At 71.4% G+C, this 15,222-nt stretch carries 15 protein-coding genes; 8 read left to right on the forward strand and 7 right to left on the reverse strand.

The annotated features are described in order from the left end of the window. Positions 1–146: 146 nt before the first annotated feature. On the reverse strand, positions 147–1,901 hold the full coding sequence (locus ABZX85_RS09465; protein ID WP_355864203.1) for an MFS transporter: 1,755 nt from the start codon (positions 1,899–1,901) through the stop codon (positions 147–149). 239 nt (positions 1,902–2,140) lie between these two features. Here ABZX85_RS09465 and ABZX85_RS09470 point away from each other — a divergent pair, with 239 nt between their 5' ends. The 4 genes from ABZX85_RS09470 to ABZX85_RS09485 all read left to right on the forward strand — a co-directional run bounded on the left by ABZX85_RS09470 (position 2,141) and on the right by ABZX85_RS09485 (position 6,557). Beyond that, positions 2,141–3,601, forward strand: a complete 1,461-nt coding sequence (locus ABZX85_RS09470) for an MFS transporter (RefSeq protein ID WP_355864205.1) — start codon at positions 2,141–2,143, stop codon at positions 3,599–3,601. 9 nt (positions 3,602–3,610) lie between these two features. Continuing rightward, on the forward strand, positions 3,611–4,525 hold the full coding sequence (locus ABZX85_RS09475) for an N-acetylmuramoyl-L-alanine amidase (RefSeq protein WP_355864207.1): 915 nt from the start codon (positions 3,611–3,613) through the stop codon (positions 4,523–4,525). Between the two features lie 105 nt (positions 4,526–4,630). Beyond that, on the forward strand, positions 4,631–5,446 hold the full coding sequence (locus ABZX85_RS09480; RefSeq protein ID WP_355864209.1) for a DUF5336 domain-containing protein: 816 nt from the start codon (positions 4,631–4,633) through the stop codon (positions 5,444–5,446). 103 nt (positions 5,447–5,549) lie between these two features. After that, a complete protein-coding gene (locus ABZX85_RS09485; RefSeq protein WP_355864211.1) occupies positions 5,550–6,557 on the forward strand; it encodes an LLM class F420-dependent oxidoreductase in 1,008 nt (335 codons plus the stop codon). A 13-nt stretch (positions 6,558–6,570) separates the two neighbouring features. Here ABZX85_RS09485 and ABZX85_RS09490 read toward each other — a convergent pair whose 3' ends face one another. Beyond that, on the reverse strand, positions 6,571–7,134 hold the full coding sequence (locus tag ABZX85_RS09490) for a hypothetical protein (RefSeq protein ID WP_355864213.1): 564 nt from the start codon (positions 7,132–7,134) through the stop codon (positions 6,571–6,573). A gap of 151 nt (positions 7,135–7,285) precedes the next feature. Between ABZX85_RS09490 and ABZX85_RS09495 the strand changes: the two genes are divergently transcribed. Then, on the forward strand, positions 7,286–7,576 hold the full coding sequence (locus ABZX85_RS09495) for a hypothetical protein (RefSeq protein ID WP_355864215.1): 291 nt from the start codon (positions 7,286–7,288) through the stop codon (positions 7,574–7,576). Positions 7,577–7,580: 4 nt separating this feature from the next. Here ABZX85_RS09495 and ABZX85_RS09500 read toward each other — a convergent pair whose 3' ends face one another. The 3 genes from ABZX85_RS09500 to ABZX85_RS09510 are packed head-to-tail and all read right to left on the reverse strand — an operon-like array spanning position 7,581 to position 10,854. After that, positions 7,581–8,648, reverse strand: coding sequence for a prenyltransferase (locus ABZX85_RS09500; protein WP_355864217.1), 1,068 nt, complete (start codon positions 8,646–8,648; stop codon positions 7,581–7,583). Beyond that, positions 8,645–9,379 (reverse strand): class I SAM-dependent methyltransferase, encoded by a 735-nt coding sequence (locus tag ABZX85_RS09505; RefSeq protein ID WP_355864219.1) that lies wholly within the window; start codon positions 9,377–9,379, stop codon positions 8,645–8,647. Before ABZX85_RS09505 ends, ABZX85_RS09500 begins: the two co-directional genes overlap by 4 nt. Then, positions 9,373–10,854: a glycosyltransferase family 4 protein gene (locus ABZX85_RS09510; RefSeq protein WP_355864221.1), complete on the reverse strand. Its 1,482-nt coding sequence runs from the start codon at positions 10,852–10,854 to the stop codon at positions 9,373–9,375. Before ABZX85_RS09510 ends, ABZX85_RS09505 begins: the two co-directional genes overlap by 7 nt. A gap of 187 nt (positions 10,855–11,041) precedes the next feature. Between ABZX85_RS09510 and ABZX85_RS09515 the strand changes: the two genes are divergently transcribed. Continuing rightward, on the forward strand, positions 11,042–11,647 hold the full coding sequence (locus ABZX85_RS09515; protein ID WP_355864223.1) for a TetR family transcriptional regulator: 606 nt from the start codon (positions 11,042–11,044) through the stop codon (positions 11,645–11,647). A 116-nt stretch (positions 11,648–11,763) separates the two neighbouring features. On the opposite strand, the gene ABZX85_RS09520 is transcribed toward ABZX85_RS09515, so the two are convergent. Together ABZX85_RS09520 and ABZX85_RS09525 are read right to left on the reverse strand one after the other, a co-directional pair. Further along, complete coding sequence (locus ABZX85_RS09520) at positions 11,764–11,997, reverse strand: ferredoxin (RefSeq protein ID WP_355864225.1); 234 nt, start codon at positions 11,995–11,997, stop codon at positions 11,764–11,766. A gap of 2 nt (positions 11,998–11,999) precedes the next feature. Beyond that, complete coding sequence (locus ABZX85_RS09525) at positions 12,000–13,451, reverse strand: aldehyde dehydrogenase (RefSeq protein ID WP_355865418.1); 1,452 nt, start codon at positions 13,449–13,451, stop codon at positions 12,000–12,002. A 110-nt stretch (positions 13,452–13,561) separates the two neighbouring features. Here ABZX85_RS09525 and ABZX85_RS09530 point away from each other — a divergent pair, with 110 nt between their 5' ends. Next, positions 13,562–14,626, forward strand: coding sequence for an MBL fold metallo-hydrolase (locus ABZX85_RS09530; RefSeq protein ID WP_355864227.1), 1,065 nt, complete (start codon positions 13,562–13,564; stop codon positions 14,624–14,626). A gap of 145 nt (positions 14,627–14,771) precedes the next feature. After that, positions 14,772–15,116, forward strand: coding sequence for a hypothetical protein (locus ABZX85_RS09535; protein WP_355864229.1), 345 nt, complete (start codon positions 14,772–14,774; stop codon positions 15,114–15,116). The last annotated feature ends 106 nt before the right edge of the window (positions 15,117–15,222 follow it).

Here is a 15,222-nt window from a genome sequence, read left to right on the forward strand (position 1 = left end):
GCCCGGGAGCGGCCCGCCGCCGAGTACGCGGCCGGGAAGCTCGCCGAGGCCGGCCCCCCGACAACCGCGCCCCAAAGGGGCGCGGGGAACTGCGCGACCAGCCACGAACAACCCGCGGCCGACAACACAGCTCCCCACTCGCCCCCTTACTGAACGGAGGAAACCGCCCCCTCCACAGCAGGCAACGCCAGATCCACCTCGACCACGTCCTCACCCACATGACTGGCGGGCGAAGCCAACGGCCCGTGCCCGACCGCCTTCGCGGCCAGCACATACGCCCCCGCTCCCGGCACGGCGACGGAGTACGCCCCGTCCTCCCCGGACACGACGGCCCCCGCCTGCCGCCCCCGCCGGTCGATCAACGTCACCTTGGCCCGCGCGACCGGCTCCCCGGCGGCGTCGAGCACCCGCCCCCGGAACCCCCGCAACGCCTCCTCGGCCCGCGCGATACCGGCCTCTTCCTCACTGCTGGCCCGCAACTGCCCAGCACCGGAACCGGCGGCAGCCCGCCCCGGCAGGAACAGCGCGAGCACCAGCCCCACGGCGACAGCGGCGGTGGCGATCAGGAACGACACCCGGAACCCGTGCATGGTCGGAATCGCGACACCACCGACGTGGTTCGCGGTATTGGCGAGCACCATCCCGATGACGGCGCTAGACACGGACGTACCGATGGACCGCATCAACGTGTTGAGCCCGTTCGCGGCGCCGGTCTCGGACGCGGGGACCGCCCCGACGATCAGCGCGGGCAGCGAGGAGTAGGCGAGGCCGATCCCAGCGCCCAGGACCACGGCGATCACCAGGCTCTGCCAGGCCGCGCTCATCAGCCCGAGCCCGGCCCCGTACCCGATCGCGATGATCAGCATCCCGAGGATGAGGGTGACCTTGGGCCCGTACTTGGCGGACAGCCGCGCGTACACCGGCGCGGTGAACATCATGGTCAGCCCGAGCGGAGCGACCAGCAGACCGGCGACGACCATGGACTGGCCGAGCCCGTACCCGGTGGCGGTGGGCAGCTGGAGGAGCTGCGGCAGGACCAGCGAGACGACGTAGAAGCTGACGCCGACCATGATCGAGGCGAGGTTCGTCAACAGCACCTCGCGCCGGGCGGTGGTGCGCAGGTCGACGAGGGGCGCGGGGACGCGCAGCTCGTACACGCCCCACAGGAGCAGGACGACGACGGCCGCGCCGAACAGTCCGAGGGTCGTCCCGGAGGACCAGCCCCAGTCGCTCCCCTTGGTGATCGGCAGGAGCAGCAGGACGAGCCCGGTGGACAGTCCGAGGGCGCCCGGCAGGTCGAAGGACCCCTCGGCGCGCATCGGGGACTCGGGGACGACGAGCAGGGTCAGCGCGATGGACAGGACGCCGAGCCCGGCGGAGCCGTAGAAGAGGGCGTGCCAGTCGGCGTGCTGGGCGACGAGCGCGGCGGCGGGCAGCGCGAGACCGCCGCCGACGCCTATCGAGGAGCTCATGAGCGCCATGGCGGAGCCGAGCTTCTCCCGCGGCAGCATGTCGCGCATGAGGCCGATGCCGAGCGGGATCGCGCCCATGGCGAAGCCCTGGAGGGTGCGGCCGACGATCATCATGAGGAGATCGCTGGTGACGGCGCTGATCAGCGAGCCGACGACCATGACGGAGAGGCTCGCGATGAGCATCCGGCGCTTTCCGGTGAGGTCGCCGAGGCGGCCCATGATCGGGGTGGCGACGGCGCCGGAGAGGAGCGTGGAGGTCAGGACCCAGGTCGCGTTGCTGGGCGCGGTGCTCAGCAGCTGGGGCAGGTCCTTGATCACGGGGACGAGCAGGGTCTGCATGACCGCGACCACGATGCCCGCGAAGGCGAGGACCGGCACGAGGGCACCGCTCGCCTCACGGGTGGTCCGTTCGGTCGGCGTAGGCGACATGGGCTGGGGCCTCCAAGGCCACGAGAGGGCCGGGTAGAGCGGAGATAAGGGGATACGTGGGGTCAGAACGACGTATGCACAGGCAACTATTCCGTTGTTTCGGACACCGAACGGATTCTTGACCATCTCTTGGCGCACACCCCGCACACGCATACGCCCCGCGCACAAAGTCGTAGGCCCTCAGCCCGAGCCGATTTGCTCCGAAAACCCGATGTACGGACCACAAACCGCTTGCGACCATGGCCACCATGCCCTCCACCCCCGAACCCACCACGGCCCGCACCACCACCCCGGCCCCCGCCCCGGCTCCCCCGAAGAACCGCGCCCCCGCCTGGCTGGTCGTCGCGCTCGCCTGCGCCGGTCAGTTCCTGGTCGTGCTGGACGTCTCGGTGGTGAACGTCGCCCTCCCCTCGATGCGCGCGGACCTCGGCCTGAGCGCGCCGGGCCTGCAATGGGTGGTGAACGCGTACGCGATCACGTTCGCCGGCTTCCTCCTGCTGGGCGGCCGGGCCGGTGACCTGTACGGCCGCAAGCGCACGTTCCTGATCGGCCTCGCCCTCTTCACGCTGGCCTCGCTGAGCGGCGGCCTCGCCCAGTCCGACTGGGAGCTGCTCGTGGCCCGCGCGGTGCAGGGCCTCGGCGCGGCGATCCTCGCGCCCTCGACGCTGACCCTGCTGACGGCGGCCGTCCCGGAGGGCGCGGCGCGGGCGCGGGCGATAGCGACGTGGACGGCGGTCGGCGCGGGCGGCGGTTCGGCGGGCGGGCTGGTCGGCGGGGTCCTGGTGGACACGCTGTCGTGGCGCTGGGTGCTGCTGATCAACGTGCCCGTCGGGGCGCTGGTCCTCGCGGGCGCGCTGCGCTGGCTCCCGGAGACGCGTACGGCGACGCGGCGGCGGCTCGACGTCCCCGGTGCGGTGCTGGTGACGGCCGGGCTCGCGACGCTGGCGTTCGGGATCTCGCGCATCGAGGCGGAGGGCTGGACGTCGGGCGCGGCGCTGCTGCCGCTGGGCGCCGGCGTCGTCCTGATCGCGGCGTTCCTCGCGGTCGAGGCGCGGGCCAAGTCTCCGCTGATGCCGCTCGGGCTGCTGCGGCTGCGGCAGGTCGCGTCGGCGAACGTGGCGATGTTCATCAGCGGCTCGGCCACCTTCTGCATGTGGTTCTTCATGACGCTGTACGCGCAGAACGTCCTCGGCTACACCCCGCTGGAGGCGGGCCTCGCCCAGATACCCAGCTCGTTCGCGGTGATCATCGGCTCGAAACTGGCCCCCCGCCTGATGCGTACGACGTCCCCGCGCGCCGTCGCGGTCCTCGGCGCGCTCGTCGCGGCGGGCGGTTTCGCCTGGCAGTCGACGATGAGCGCGGACGGCGAACTGCTCACCGACATCGTGCTGCCCGGCGTCCTGATGATGCTCGGCGCGGGCCTGGCCACCACGCCCCTCGCCTCCCTCGCCACCTCGGGTGCGGGAGCCGCCGACTCCGGCATCGTCTCCGGCCTGGTCAACACGTCCCGCACGATGGGCGGTTCGCTCGGCCTCGCCGTCATGGCGACGATCGCCGCGACCCGCACCGACGGCCGCACCACCGCCGCCGCGCTCACCGACGGCTACGCCCTCACCTTCCGCACCAGCGCCGCCGTCCTCACCGCGGGCGCCCTCCTGATGTGGGCATGGCTCCCCCGAGGGGGCGGCGACAGGGCCTAGGGTGGCCGTGTGTCGTACACAGGTCCCGGATTCGAACCCCAGCCGCCCCGCTCCCCGCTCCGCCGCCCGCTGGTCGTGGTACCCGCGGTGCTGGTCCCGGTACTGGTGGCGGGCTGGTTCGCGTACGGCGCGACGGGGGACGGGGGCTCCTCGGGAGGCGGTGGGGGGACGACGGCGGCGGGCGTGACGCCGGTCTCCGCGTCGCCCTCGGCGGAGACAGCGGGGACAGCGGACGCGAAGCCTCCCGCGAAGCCGCTGACCGGGAAGGTGATCGTCATCGACCCCGGCCACAACCCGACCAACTACCGGCACCCCTCCGAGATCAACCGCAAGGTCGACATCGGCACCGACAAGAAGGAGTGCGACACCACCGGCACCTCCACCAACTCCGGTTACGCGGAAGCCTCGTTCACCCTGGACGTCGCCCACCGGATGCGTACGGTGCTGGAGAGCCAGGGCGCGACGGTGAAGCTGACGCAGGACGCCGACCGCCCCTTCGGCCCGTGCATCGACGAGCGCGCCCGGATCGGGAACGCGGCGAAGGCGGACGCGGTGGTGTCGGTCCACGCGGACGGTTCGAGCACCGGCAACCGGGGCTTCCACGTGATCCTGCCGGGCGCGGTCCACGAGGGCGCGGCGGACACCCGCCCGATCGTCGGCCCCTCGAAACGGCTCGGCGAACTCGTGGCGAACGGTTTCCGCCGGACGACGGGCAGCGCGCCCTCCAACTACGTGGGTTCCGGTACCGGTCTGGTCACCCGCACCGATCTGGGCGGCCTCAACCTCTCGACCGTGCCGAAGGTGTTCATCGAGTGCGGCAACATGCGGGACCGTCAGGACGCCGCGCTGCTCACGAGCGCCGCCTGGCGGCAGAAGGCCGCGCAGGGGATCTCTGAGGGAATCGTGAGTTTCCTGCACGGGTAGCTTCACCGGACCTCTCCGGGCGGACAGGCCGATCGCGCGGACGATAATGTCGTCACCAAGTTGACGACAGTCGACAGACGACAGCCGACCGACGAAGGACCTGAAGTGAATATCCGCTCCCTCACTAGAGGCGACGGCGTGGTGATCGGGGCAGCGGTATTGCTGTTCATCGCGTCGTTCCTCGACGTCTACTCGGCCGATCAGGCCCCGGACGGCTTCGACTTCCCGAGCTCCTGGGCGAGCGGTCCGATCCTGCTGGGCGTGGTGCTGGCCGGTCTCATCGGCGCCGCACTGGTCGTCGTCTCGCGTGTGCTGCCGCAGGTGCCGAAGGTCGCCGGGCTCGATCTGCGCCAGTTCGGCGTGGCGTTCACGGTGTTCGCGGCCTGGAGCGCGCTGGGCAACGTCTTCGACCCGATGAGCGCCATGAACAACTTCCAGGGCGCGCAGGACACGATCGACGCGGGCACGGGCCTCATCCTGCTGCTCGTGGCGACGCTGGTGATGGCGGCCGGCGCGATCGCGACCCCGCTGGTGCCGGCGCTCCAGGCGGGCCTCATCCCGGCCCCCAAGCCCCCGGCCCCGCAGCCCTACGGCGCCCAGCCGCCCGCCGGTTACGGCTACCCGGGTGCCCAGCAGCAGCCGTCGGCGTTCGGCGGCCAGCAGCCGCCGTTCGGGGGCGGCCAGCCCGGTGGCGGTCCCGCTCCGGCGGCGCCGCCCGCGCCGGAGTTCTCGCCGTTCTGGTTCGCGGTGCCGGTGCCCCGTCCGCTGTTCGCGGAGGACGGCGCGCCCAACCCGATCGCCGAACTCGCCCCGGGTACCTGGTACCTGGCGGTCGAGCAGGGCAGCCAGGGCCTGATCGCGCAGACTCAGGACGGCCGCCGCGGCGTCCTGCGCGACAGCTCGGGCATCCAGCGCGGCTGATCCGAACACCCGTCACAGGTACGGCCCTTCACCCTTCCGGGTGGAGGGCCGTTGCCGTACAGTCGCACGGCTTCCCCCACTTGACGCACCGTCAGGAGACGCCATGCGGCTCGGTCTCGCCCTCGGCTACTGGGGCCGCGGCCCCCACCCCGGCCATCTCCCCCTGGTCCAGGAGGCGGAGCGGCTCGGTTACAGCTCGGTGTGGACGGCGGAGTCCTGGGGTTCGGACGCGTTCACCCCGCTCACCTGGCTCGCCGCGCACACGTCGACGATCCGGCTGGGCACGGCCGTCGCCCAGATGGCCGCCCGCTCCCCCACGACGACCGCGATGCACGCCCTCACCCTGGACCACCTCTCCGGGGGCCGCGTGCTGCTGGGTCTCGGTCTCTCCGGCCCGCAGGTCGTCGAGGGCTGGTACGGCCGCCCGTTCCCCAAGTCGCCGCTCACCGCGACCCGCGAGTACGTCGACGCCGTGCGCCAAGTCCTGCGCCGGGAGGGGCCGGTGGAGGTGGCCGGGCGCTATCACCCGCTCCCGTACCGGGGGCCGGACGCGACGGGGCTCGGCAAGCCGCTGAAGCCGATCACGCATCCGCTGCGGGCCGAACTCCCGGTGCTGCTGGGCGCGGAGGGCCCGAAGAACGTCGCGCAGACCCTTCAGATCGCGGATGGCTGGCTGCCGTTGTACTGGTCGCCGAACCGGCCCGACGCGTACGGGGAGTTGGACGTGCCGGAGGGGTTCACGGTCGCGCCGATGGCCCAAGTGCGGGTCTGCGCCGACGTGTCCGAGGGGCTGGCCCCCGTGAAGGCGATGCTGGGCTTCTACATCGGCGGCATGGGCGCGGCGACCCGGAACTTCCACGCCGACCTGATGGCGAGGATGGGGTACGAGGAAGAGGCCCGCCGTATCCAGGAGTTGTTCCTGGCGGGCGACCGGGCGGGGGCGATCGCGGCGGTGCCGGACGCCTTCGCGGACGAGATCTCGCTCGTCGGGCCGCGTGAACGCATCGCGGAGCGCCTGGAGTCGTGGCGGAAGGGCCCGGTGACGGACCTGCTGGCCATGTCACCGGACCCGGAGAGCCTGCGTGTGCTCGCTTCCCTCAACGCCGCCTAGCCCTCAACTCCGTTCAGCCACCGGCGAGTTGACCGGCCGACGGCACCTTGTCCGTGACCGTCGCGCCGGCGCTCTTCCCGGCGTCCTTCACCTTGCCGATGATGTCGTCGAAGGAGCCGGCCGCCGAGTCGTCGCCCTTGCGGAGCTTGGACGGCAGGTCCTTCAGCGCGTCGATGCCGGAGGTGAGCGGCGCCATCGCCTTGGAGAGCAGCGGATCGCCCTGCGCGTTACGGCTGGCCGCCTTCAGCCGGTTGTAGGCGAAGGTTCCGGCGAGACCGGCCTTGACGAGGGCGAACGTCCGCCCCTTGGCGCCCTTCTTGAACTTGCCGGCCTTCCAGGGCTTCACGATCCACTGGTAGGTCGCCCCGGCGGCGAGCCCCGCGTTGGCCACGAACCGCGTCTTGGCGAGGCGCTGCCGCTCCGCGGTGGGCGTCGGGGTCGGGTCGCCCGCGGCGACGGCCGCCGCCACGGTGTCCTGCGCGGCACCGCTCCCCTTGCTGGAACACGCGGTCCCGCCCACGAGCAGGGCACAACACACGCTCAGCGCCACGAGAAGGCGCCGTATCGGTACGGCCACGGGGTCCTCCGGGATGTCCTCCCCGAGCGGAACTTTCCCGGCCAGCCTCACCCGACCGGCGCCGGTCCGCCACCCGGATACCTCACACACAGCGATACGCGCAGGTCAGGGCCGCATGTTTCAGTGCCGCGGGCCGGGAGACCCGTACCGCATGTCTCCGGATCGAAGCGGCAGAGGTGTCGGGTCACTGGTCGCGGGGGTCGCCGACGTGCTGGCCCTCGTGCTGGTCCTGTGGATCGTCCTGGACCTGCTGGACGCGGACCGCGCGAACGATTTCGTGCGGTTCGTGCACGAGGTGGCGGACTGGCTGGCGGGCTGGTCCCGCGACCTCTTCTCGTTCGACGAGAGGTGGGCGCGGGTGGTCGCCGGGTACGGACTGGCCGCCGTCGTCTATCTCGTCGTCGGGCACGCGGTCGCGAACCTGGGACGGCGGCGGCTGTGAGGGGTCAGCAGCAGTCGGGGTCCAGGCCGACCGGCAGTTGCTCCCCGCCGAACACCGCGCACGTCGCCTCGTCGCCGCCCAGTGCCGCGACGGCCAGCAGCAGGGAACCCGCCGTCCAGGTCGTCAGCTCGCGCGGCCAGACGGCGTCGTCGTCGAAGACGTAGCCCGTCCAGTAGAGGCCCGACTCGGGGTCCCGCAGGTGCTGGATGGACTGGAGGATCTCCAGCGCCCGGTCCGACTCGCCCATCGCCCAGAGCGTCAGGGCGAGTTCGGCGGACTCGCCGCCGGTGACCCACGGGTTCGGGACGACGCAGCGGACCCCGAACCCGGGCACGACGAACCGCTCCCAGCCCTCCTCCAGCCGGGACTTGGCCTCCTCGCCGGTCAACGCCCCGCCCAGCACCGGGTAGTACCAGTCCATGGAGTAGCGGCCCTTGTCGAGGAACCGCTCCGGGTGCCGGCGGATCGCGTGCCGCAGCGCGCCGACCGCCAACTCCCAGTCGGGCTGCGGCTCTTCACGCTGCTCGGCGATGGCGAGGGCGCACCGCAGCGCGTGGTGGACCGACGAACTCCCGGTCAGCAGCGCGTCGTTCGTCGGCGTCCCGGAGTCCTCGCGCCGCCAGCCGATCTCGCCGCCCGGCTGCTGGAGCCGCAGCACCCACTCGACCGCCCCGTACACGACGGGCCACATCCGGTCGAGGAATGTGTCGTCGCCGGTGGCGAGATAGTGGTGCCAGACGCCGACGGCGACGTAGGCGACGAAGTTGGACTCGCGGGCCCGGTCGGTGACGTCGTCGTGCGCGCCGTCGGCGTACGCGGCGTACCAGGAGCCGTCCTCGTTCTGGTGCTCGGCGAGCCACAGATAGGCGCGTTCGGCCGCCGTGTGCTCGCCCGCGGCGTCGAGGGCCATCGCGGCCTCGGTGTGGTCCCACGGGTCGAGGTGGTGGCCGCGGAACCAGGGGATCGCCCCGTCCTCGCGCTGCACGCCGAGGATGCCGCGCACGGTCGCCACGGCCTGTTCGGCGGTGAGGACCCCGGGCAGGACGAGGTGTTCTGTCCGGGGAGCGGTCACTTGGCGTCCACCCGGGGGAGGTGGGGCTTGGTCGCGTACGCCACGAAGCTCTTGCCGATCAGCGGGTTCAGCGCCTGTTCGGCGACCCGGGTGGCCAGCGGTTTCTTCATGATGTCCCAGACCAACAGCTTGTGGTACGCCTTCACCGGCAGCGCCTGGTCGTTGTCCACGCCGAACGCGCACTTCAGCCACCAGTACGGGGAGTGCAGGGCGTGCGCGTGGTGCGTGCCGTACGGCTTGAGGCCGGCCTCGCGGATCTTGGTGAGGAGTTCGTCGGCCTTGTAGATGCGGATGTGGCCGCCCTCGACCTCGTGGTAGGCGTCGGAGAGCGCCCAGCACACCTTCTCCGGGCCGTACCGGGGGACGGTGATCGCGATCCGGCCGCCGGGCTTCAACACCCGTACCATCTCGGCGAGTACGCCCTTGTCGTCCGGGATGTGCTCCATGACCTCGGAGATGATGACGACGTCGAAGGACTCGTCGGGGAACGGCAGCGCGAGGGCGTCGCCCTCCATCGCGGTCGCCGTCGCCCCCTCGGGCGCCTCCCCGGCCTCCTTCATCGCCGCGAACCACTTCGCGACCTCGCGGATCTCGTCGCCGTTCTGGTCCAGCGCGACGACCTGTGCTCCCCTCCGGTAACACTCGAAGGCGTGGCGTCCGGCCCCGCATCCGAGGTCCAGGACACGGTCCCCCGGCGCGAGCGGGAACCTGGAGAAGTCGACGGTCAGCACGTGGTCCTGCTTTCGGGGGTGGGGGTGGGAGCGACGCCGGTGCGGACACCGGAAACCTCTGAGCCGGAGGAGGGCGGGCCGGGTTCCGTGGCCGCGGCGCGCTGTGGGCCGGGTTCCGTGGCCGCGGCGCGGTGTCCCCCACCGACCCGCGCGGCCGTCGTACGCCCTCGGTCCCCGCCCCTGGCTATCGCCTCGCGGTAGTGCGCGACCGTGCCCTCGGCGGCGCGCGCCCAGGTGAACCGGGACAGGACGCGCTCCCGGCCTGCGGCGCCGAGGCGGGCCCGCAGTTCGGGGTCGGCGAGCAGTCGGCCGAGCCCCGCCGCGAGCGCGCCCGCGTCGCCGGCCGGGACGGCCACGCAGGTCTCGCCGTCGGGCCCGGCGACCTCGGGAATGGCTCCGCCGGTGGTCGCGACCAGCGGGGTGCCGGTCGCCATCGCCTCGGCGGCCGGCAGCGAGAACCCCTCGTACAGCGACGGCACGCAGGCGACCTCCGCCGAGCGCACCAGCGCGACCAGTTCCTGGTCCGATATGCCCTTGACGAACTCGACGGCGCCTTCGAGCCCGTACCGCTCGACCGCCCGCGCGACCGGCCCCTCGGCCGGTTTCTTCCCTACGACGACGAGATGCGCGTCGGGGTGTTCCGTACGGACCTTCGCGAGGGCCTCGACGAGGAAGACGAGGCCCTTGAGGGGGACGTCCGCGCTGGACGTCGTGACGATGCGGCCCGGGACGACCGGGACGGCCGGGTCCGGGGAGAACAGGTCGGTGTCGGCGCCGATGTGGACGACGTGGATGCGGTCGTCGCGGACCCCGAGGTGGTCGACGATCTCCTGGCGGGAGGTGCCGGAGACGGTCAGGACGGAGGGGAGTCGGCGGGCGACGCGCTTCTGCATGCGGGTGAAGCCGTACCAGCGGCGTACGGAGTACTGCTTGCGCCAGCCGTCGGCCGCGTCCAGCTCCAACTGGCGGTCGACGGTGATGGGGTGGTGGATCGTCGTGACGAGGGGGGCGCCGACGTCCCCCAACAGGCCGTAGCCGAGGGTCTGGTTGTCGTGCACGACGTCGAACTCGCCGCGCCGCTCGCGGAGATGGCGGCGGGCGCGCAGGGAGAACGTGAGGGGTTCGGGGAAGCCGCCGGTCCACATCGTGCCGACTTCGAGGGCGTCGATCCAGTCGCGGTACTCGTCGCGCTTGGGGGTGCGGAAGGGGTCCGGGGAGCGGTAGAGGTCGAGGCTGGGCAGCTCGGTGAGGGTCGGTCCGCCGTGCCCCTCGCCCACGCCTTCGTCCAGGACGGGGTAGGGCTGGGAGCCGATCACCTCTACGCGGTGGCCCAGGCGGGCGAGTTCGCGGGAAAGGTGGCGTACGTAGACGCCCTGGCCGCCGCAGAACGGGTTCCCCTTGTAGGTGAGCAGCGCGATCGCGAGCGAACGCTCGCCGTCGGCGGCCGAATCGGCCCGACTGGCCTCAGCGGTCACTCCGGGCCCCCTTCTGCCTGCGCGAGACGGCGAGACTACGCCGGGCGCTAATCTAGAACAAGTTTCAGAGTTGATCGTTCGGGAGGCTCCGAATCTACCGGCAGGTAGGGGGCCTGTGAGCAGTGGATCAGGTGATTCACACCACGGCCGCCCACCGCACGATCACCCGGCCCCACGGACGGTACCCATGCCCCCGGAACCACCAGCCTCCCTCACCGAACGCCAGCAGGCCCGGCGCCGCAGAATCCTCCACACGACGGCCCAACTGGCCAGCCGGGGCGGCTTCGACGCGGTCCAGATGCGCGAGGTCGCGGAATCCTCCCAGGTGGCCCTGGGCACCCTCTACCGCTACTTCCCCTCGAAGGTCCACCTCCTGGTGGCCACCATGCAGGACCAGCTCTCCCAAATGCACACCACGCTAAAAAAGAAACCCCCCACCTCGAATTCCCCCGGCGCGCGGGTATCGGAAGCATTGATGCGAGCATTCCGAGCCCTGCAACGCGAACCTCACCTGGCCGACGCGATGGTCCGCGCCCTCACTTTCGCGGACCGAAGCGTGAGCCCAGAGGTGGACCAGGTATCCCGCCAAACAACGGCACTAATCCTGGACGCCATGAACGAACCCCACCCCACCCCCGCCCAACTCTCCGCCGTCCGCGTCATCGAACACACCTGGCACTCCGCCCTGATCACCTGGCTCTCCGGCCGGGCTTCCATCGCCCAGGTGAAGATAGACATCGAAACGGTCTGCAAACTGATCGACTTGACGACGCCCACGCCACCGGCACAGTAACTGCTACGGGGATACGAGTCCGCACCAAACCAGCGACATCCGCCACATCTTTCAGGGGCGCGGGGAACTGCGCGACAAGCCACAGCGCACCCGCACCCGCGCACCCCCAGAAGCCCCTATTCCTCAGGCGGAAAAACCGGCTCCCCACTCCCGGCCAAGGCAATGGATATCGCCTCCACCGGACAATTCTCAGCCGCCTCCAGAACACTCTCGTTCGCGTCGGTCTCCACCTCGCCCGGCCGGGACTGACGCGCCTCGTCGAGGGTGAAGAACCCCCCGGTCCGGTGGACGCACTGGGCGGACCCGATGCACAGGGAACGGTCGATTTCGAGTCGCCAGCGGTCGCCCACGGCTAGGCCCCGGCCGGCAGGTGGATCATTTTGTGTTCGAGGTATTCCCCGAACCCTTCGGGCCCGAATTCACGGCCGAGCCCGCTGTTCTTGTAGCCGCCGAAGGGCCCGAGCATGTCGAGGCTGAAGGTGTTGACGTTGTAGGTCCCGGTACGGACCCGCCGGGCGATGTCGATCCCGCGCTCGACATCCCCGGTCCACACGCTCCCGCTGAGCCCGTACTCGGAATCGTTGGCGATCCGGACGGCGTCGTCCTCGTCCCCGTAGGGAAGCAGGCAGATCACCGGCCCGAAGATCTCCTCCCGGGCGACCCGCATGCCGTTGTCGACGCCCCCGAGCAGCGTGGGCCCGACGTACCACCCCCGCTCCAGCCCCTCCGGACGCCCGCCCCCGGTAAGGACTTTGGCCCCCTCCTCCTGCCCGATCCGGATGTACTCGAAGCTCCGCTCCTGCTGCCGGCGCGCGACCAGCGGCCCGATCTGGGTCGCGGGATCGAGCGGGTCCCCCACCTTCAGCGCGCGCACGGCCGCGACGAACGCCTCGGCGAACTCGTCGTACCGCTCGCGCGGCAGCAGAATCCGCGTCTGCGCGACACACGCCTGCCCGTTGTTCATCCAGGCGGCGGGCCCGATCCCGGCCACGGCGGTGTCGACGTCCGCGTCCGGCAGGACGATCGCCGCGGACTTCCCGCCCAGCTCCAGCGTCACCCGCGTCAGATTCCGCGCCGCCACCTCCATGACCCGCTTCCCGGCGGCGACGGACCCGGTGAACGCGACCTTGTCGACCCCGGGGTGCCCGACGAGATACTCGCCCACCTCCCGGTCGGCGGGCAGGATCGACAACACCCCCTCGGGCAGCCCGGCGTCCCGGCAGATCTCGGCGAGGACGTACGAGTCGAGCGGCGCCTCGGGCGACGGCTTCAGCACGACCGTGCAGCCCGTCAGCAGCGCCGGCGCCAGCTTGGACGCGGCGACGAACTGCGGCGTGTTCCAGGGGATGACGGCGGCGACGACCCCCACCGGCTCCCGCCGGACGAGGATCTTGCCCAGCACCCCGTCCCGCCGCTCCTCGAACACGAACCCCCGCGCGACGGTGATCGCGGAGTCCCACACCAGCATCGACGCGAGCGCCTGCCCCAGCACGCTCCACGAGTACGGCGACCCGTTCTCGGAGGAGATGACCCGCGCCAACTCCTCGTGCCGCGCGGCGATCCCGTCCTTGATCCGCGTGACGACGGCGATCCGCTCCTCCAACGACAGCCTGGGCCAAGGCCCTTCGTCGAAGGCCCGCCGAGCCACCTCCACCGCCCGGTCGACATCACCGAAGGACGCGTGCGGCACCCTCCCGATGACCTCCTCGCTGTGCGGCGAGACCACCTCGATGACCTCGTCCCCCGACGGATCGACCAACTCCCCGCCGATGACCAGCTGTCCGTACTCCAGCACCTCGCCCATCGCGACCACGCCCTCGGTATCGACCCCGGTTTCTGACGGTGTTTCAGGAACTGATACCAGTTCTAGTTATAGTGGGCAATGGCCATGGGGCGCCGGGCATCGGAGGGCACATGACGGGGACCGAAGGGCACGAGAGCGGGACCGGGGCGGCGACGTACGACCATGGCGGGGGCGTCCGTTCGATCCGGGTCCCCATCCCGGACAACCCGTTGGGGCACACGCTGGTCCACCTGCTGGACACGGACGACGGGCCGGTGCTGGTGGACACCGGCTGGGACGACCCGGCGTCGTGGGACACGCTCGTACGGGGCCTGGCGGAGTGCGGGACGTCGGTCGAGGAGGTGACCGGCGTGCTCGTCACCCACCACCACCCGGACCACCACGGCCTGTGCGGCAAGGTCCGCGAGGCGTCGGGCGCGTGGATCGCGATGCACGAGGCGGACGCGGCGATCGTCCGCCGCACCCGGGAGACGCGCGCCGAGCGCTGGTACACGTACATGTCGGCGAAGCTGCTGGCCGCGGGCGCGCCGGAAGAGCATGTCGCCCCGCTGCGCAGGCCCCCGAACCGCCCGCTCCCCGGCTTCTCGCCGGCGATCCCGGACCGGGAGATCGTCCCCGGCGAACTCCTCCCCCTCGCGGGCCGCAGGCTGCGCGCGATCTGGACGCCGGGCCACACCCCGGGCCACGTCTGCCTGCATCTGGAGGAGACCCACCCGCAGGACCTCCCCGGCCACGGCCGCCTCTTCTCCGGCGACCACCTCCTCCCCGAGATCACTCCCCACATCGGCCTCTACGAGGACCCGGACGACGCGACCGTCACCGACCCGCTGGGCGACTACCTCGACTCCCTGGAGCGTGTGGCCCGCCTCACCCCCTCCGAGATCCTTCCCGCCCACCAGTACGCGTTCACCGACGCCCCGGCCCGCGTCCAGGCCCTCCTGGACCACCACGACCAGCGGCTTTCAGCATTGCACGCGCTACTGACAACGCCCCTCACGCCCTGGCTGCTCGCGGAGCGCATGGAGTGGAACCGCCCCTGGGCCGAGATCCCGCACGGCTCCCGGAACATCGCGGTGTCGGAGGCGGAGGCGCACGTCCGGCGTCTGGTGAAGCTGGGCCGGGTGGAGGCGGTGCCGGGCAGCGACCCGGTGACGTACGTGGCGGTGGCGGTGTAAACGCGGAGGGCGCGGTCCTTCGTACGAGTGAGTACCGGCATGACCCCGGTCCGGGTGGGCAGGTCTGCGGCCGTAACGCTCGTAACTCTCCGAAGTTTCATGCCTCCCATGAGTGACGGAGAGCCTCGCGAAAGGAACCGCGCGCATGCGCCTCCGCACCACCCTGGCCGCCGTGACCGGCGCCCTGGCCCTGCTCGCCGCCGTCCCCACGTCGGCGTCGGCGGCCGACGGCACCTTCCTCTACGCCTACAGCGGCCTGGACGGCCACCCGCAGGTCGCCAGCCTGGAGAACCCGGCGAGCCGGGAGTGCATCACGCTGCCCGAGGTGGCGAACCCGAGCTCCAGCTCCCCCGCGCGCTACGGCTACAACGACACGGGCTCCACGGCCGTGGTCTTCGAGAACCCGGACTGCACGGGCACGGCGACCGCGCTGGAGCCGGACACCGGCGGGGGTGAACACACGACGTTCCGGTCGGTGACTTTCAGCTAGAAAGCACCCGCACAAAGCCGTTGACCGGTGAACCACCCCACATGACCCACATCACCTACGAACGCGGTTCGTAGCTCCAGGCGCAGGTCATAAGGCAGCCAATCAC

Source organism: Streptomyces sp. NPDC004539 (assembly GCF_040610055.1).
Taxonomy (GTDB): domain Bacteria; phylum Actinomycetota; class Actinomycetes; order Streptomycetales; family Streptomycetaceae; genus Streptomyces.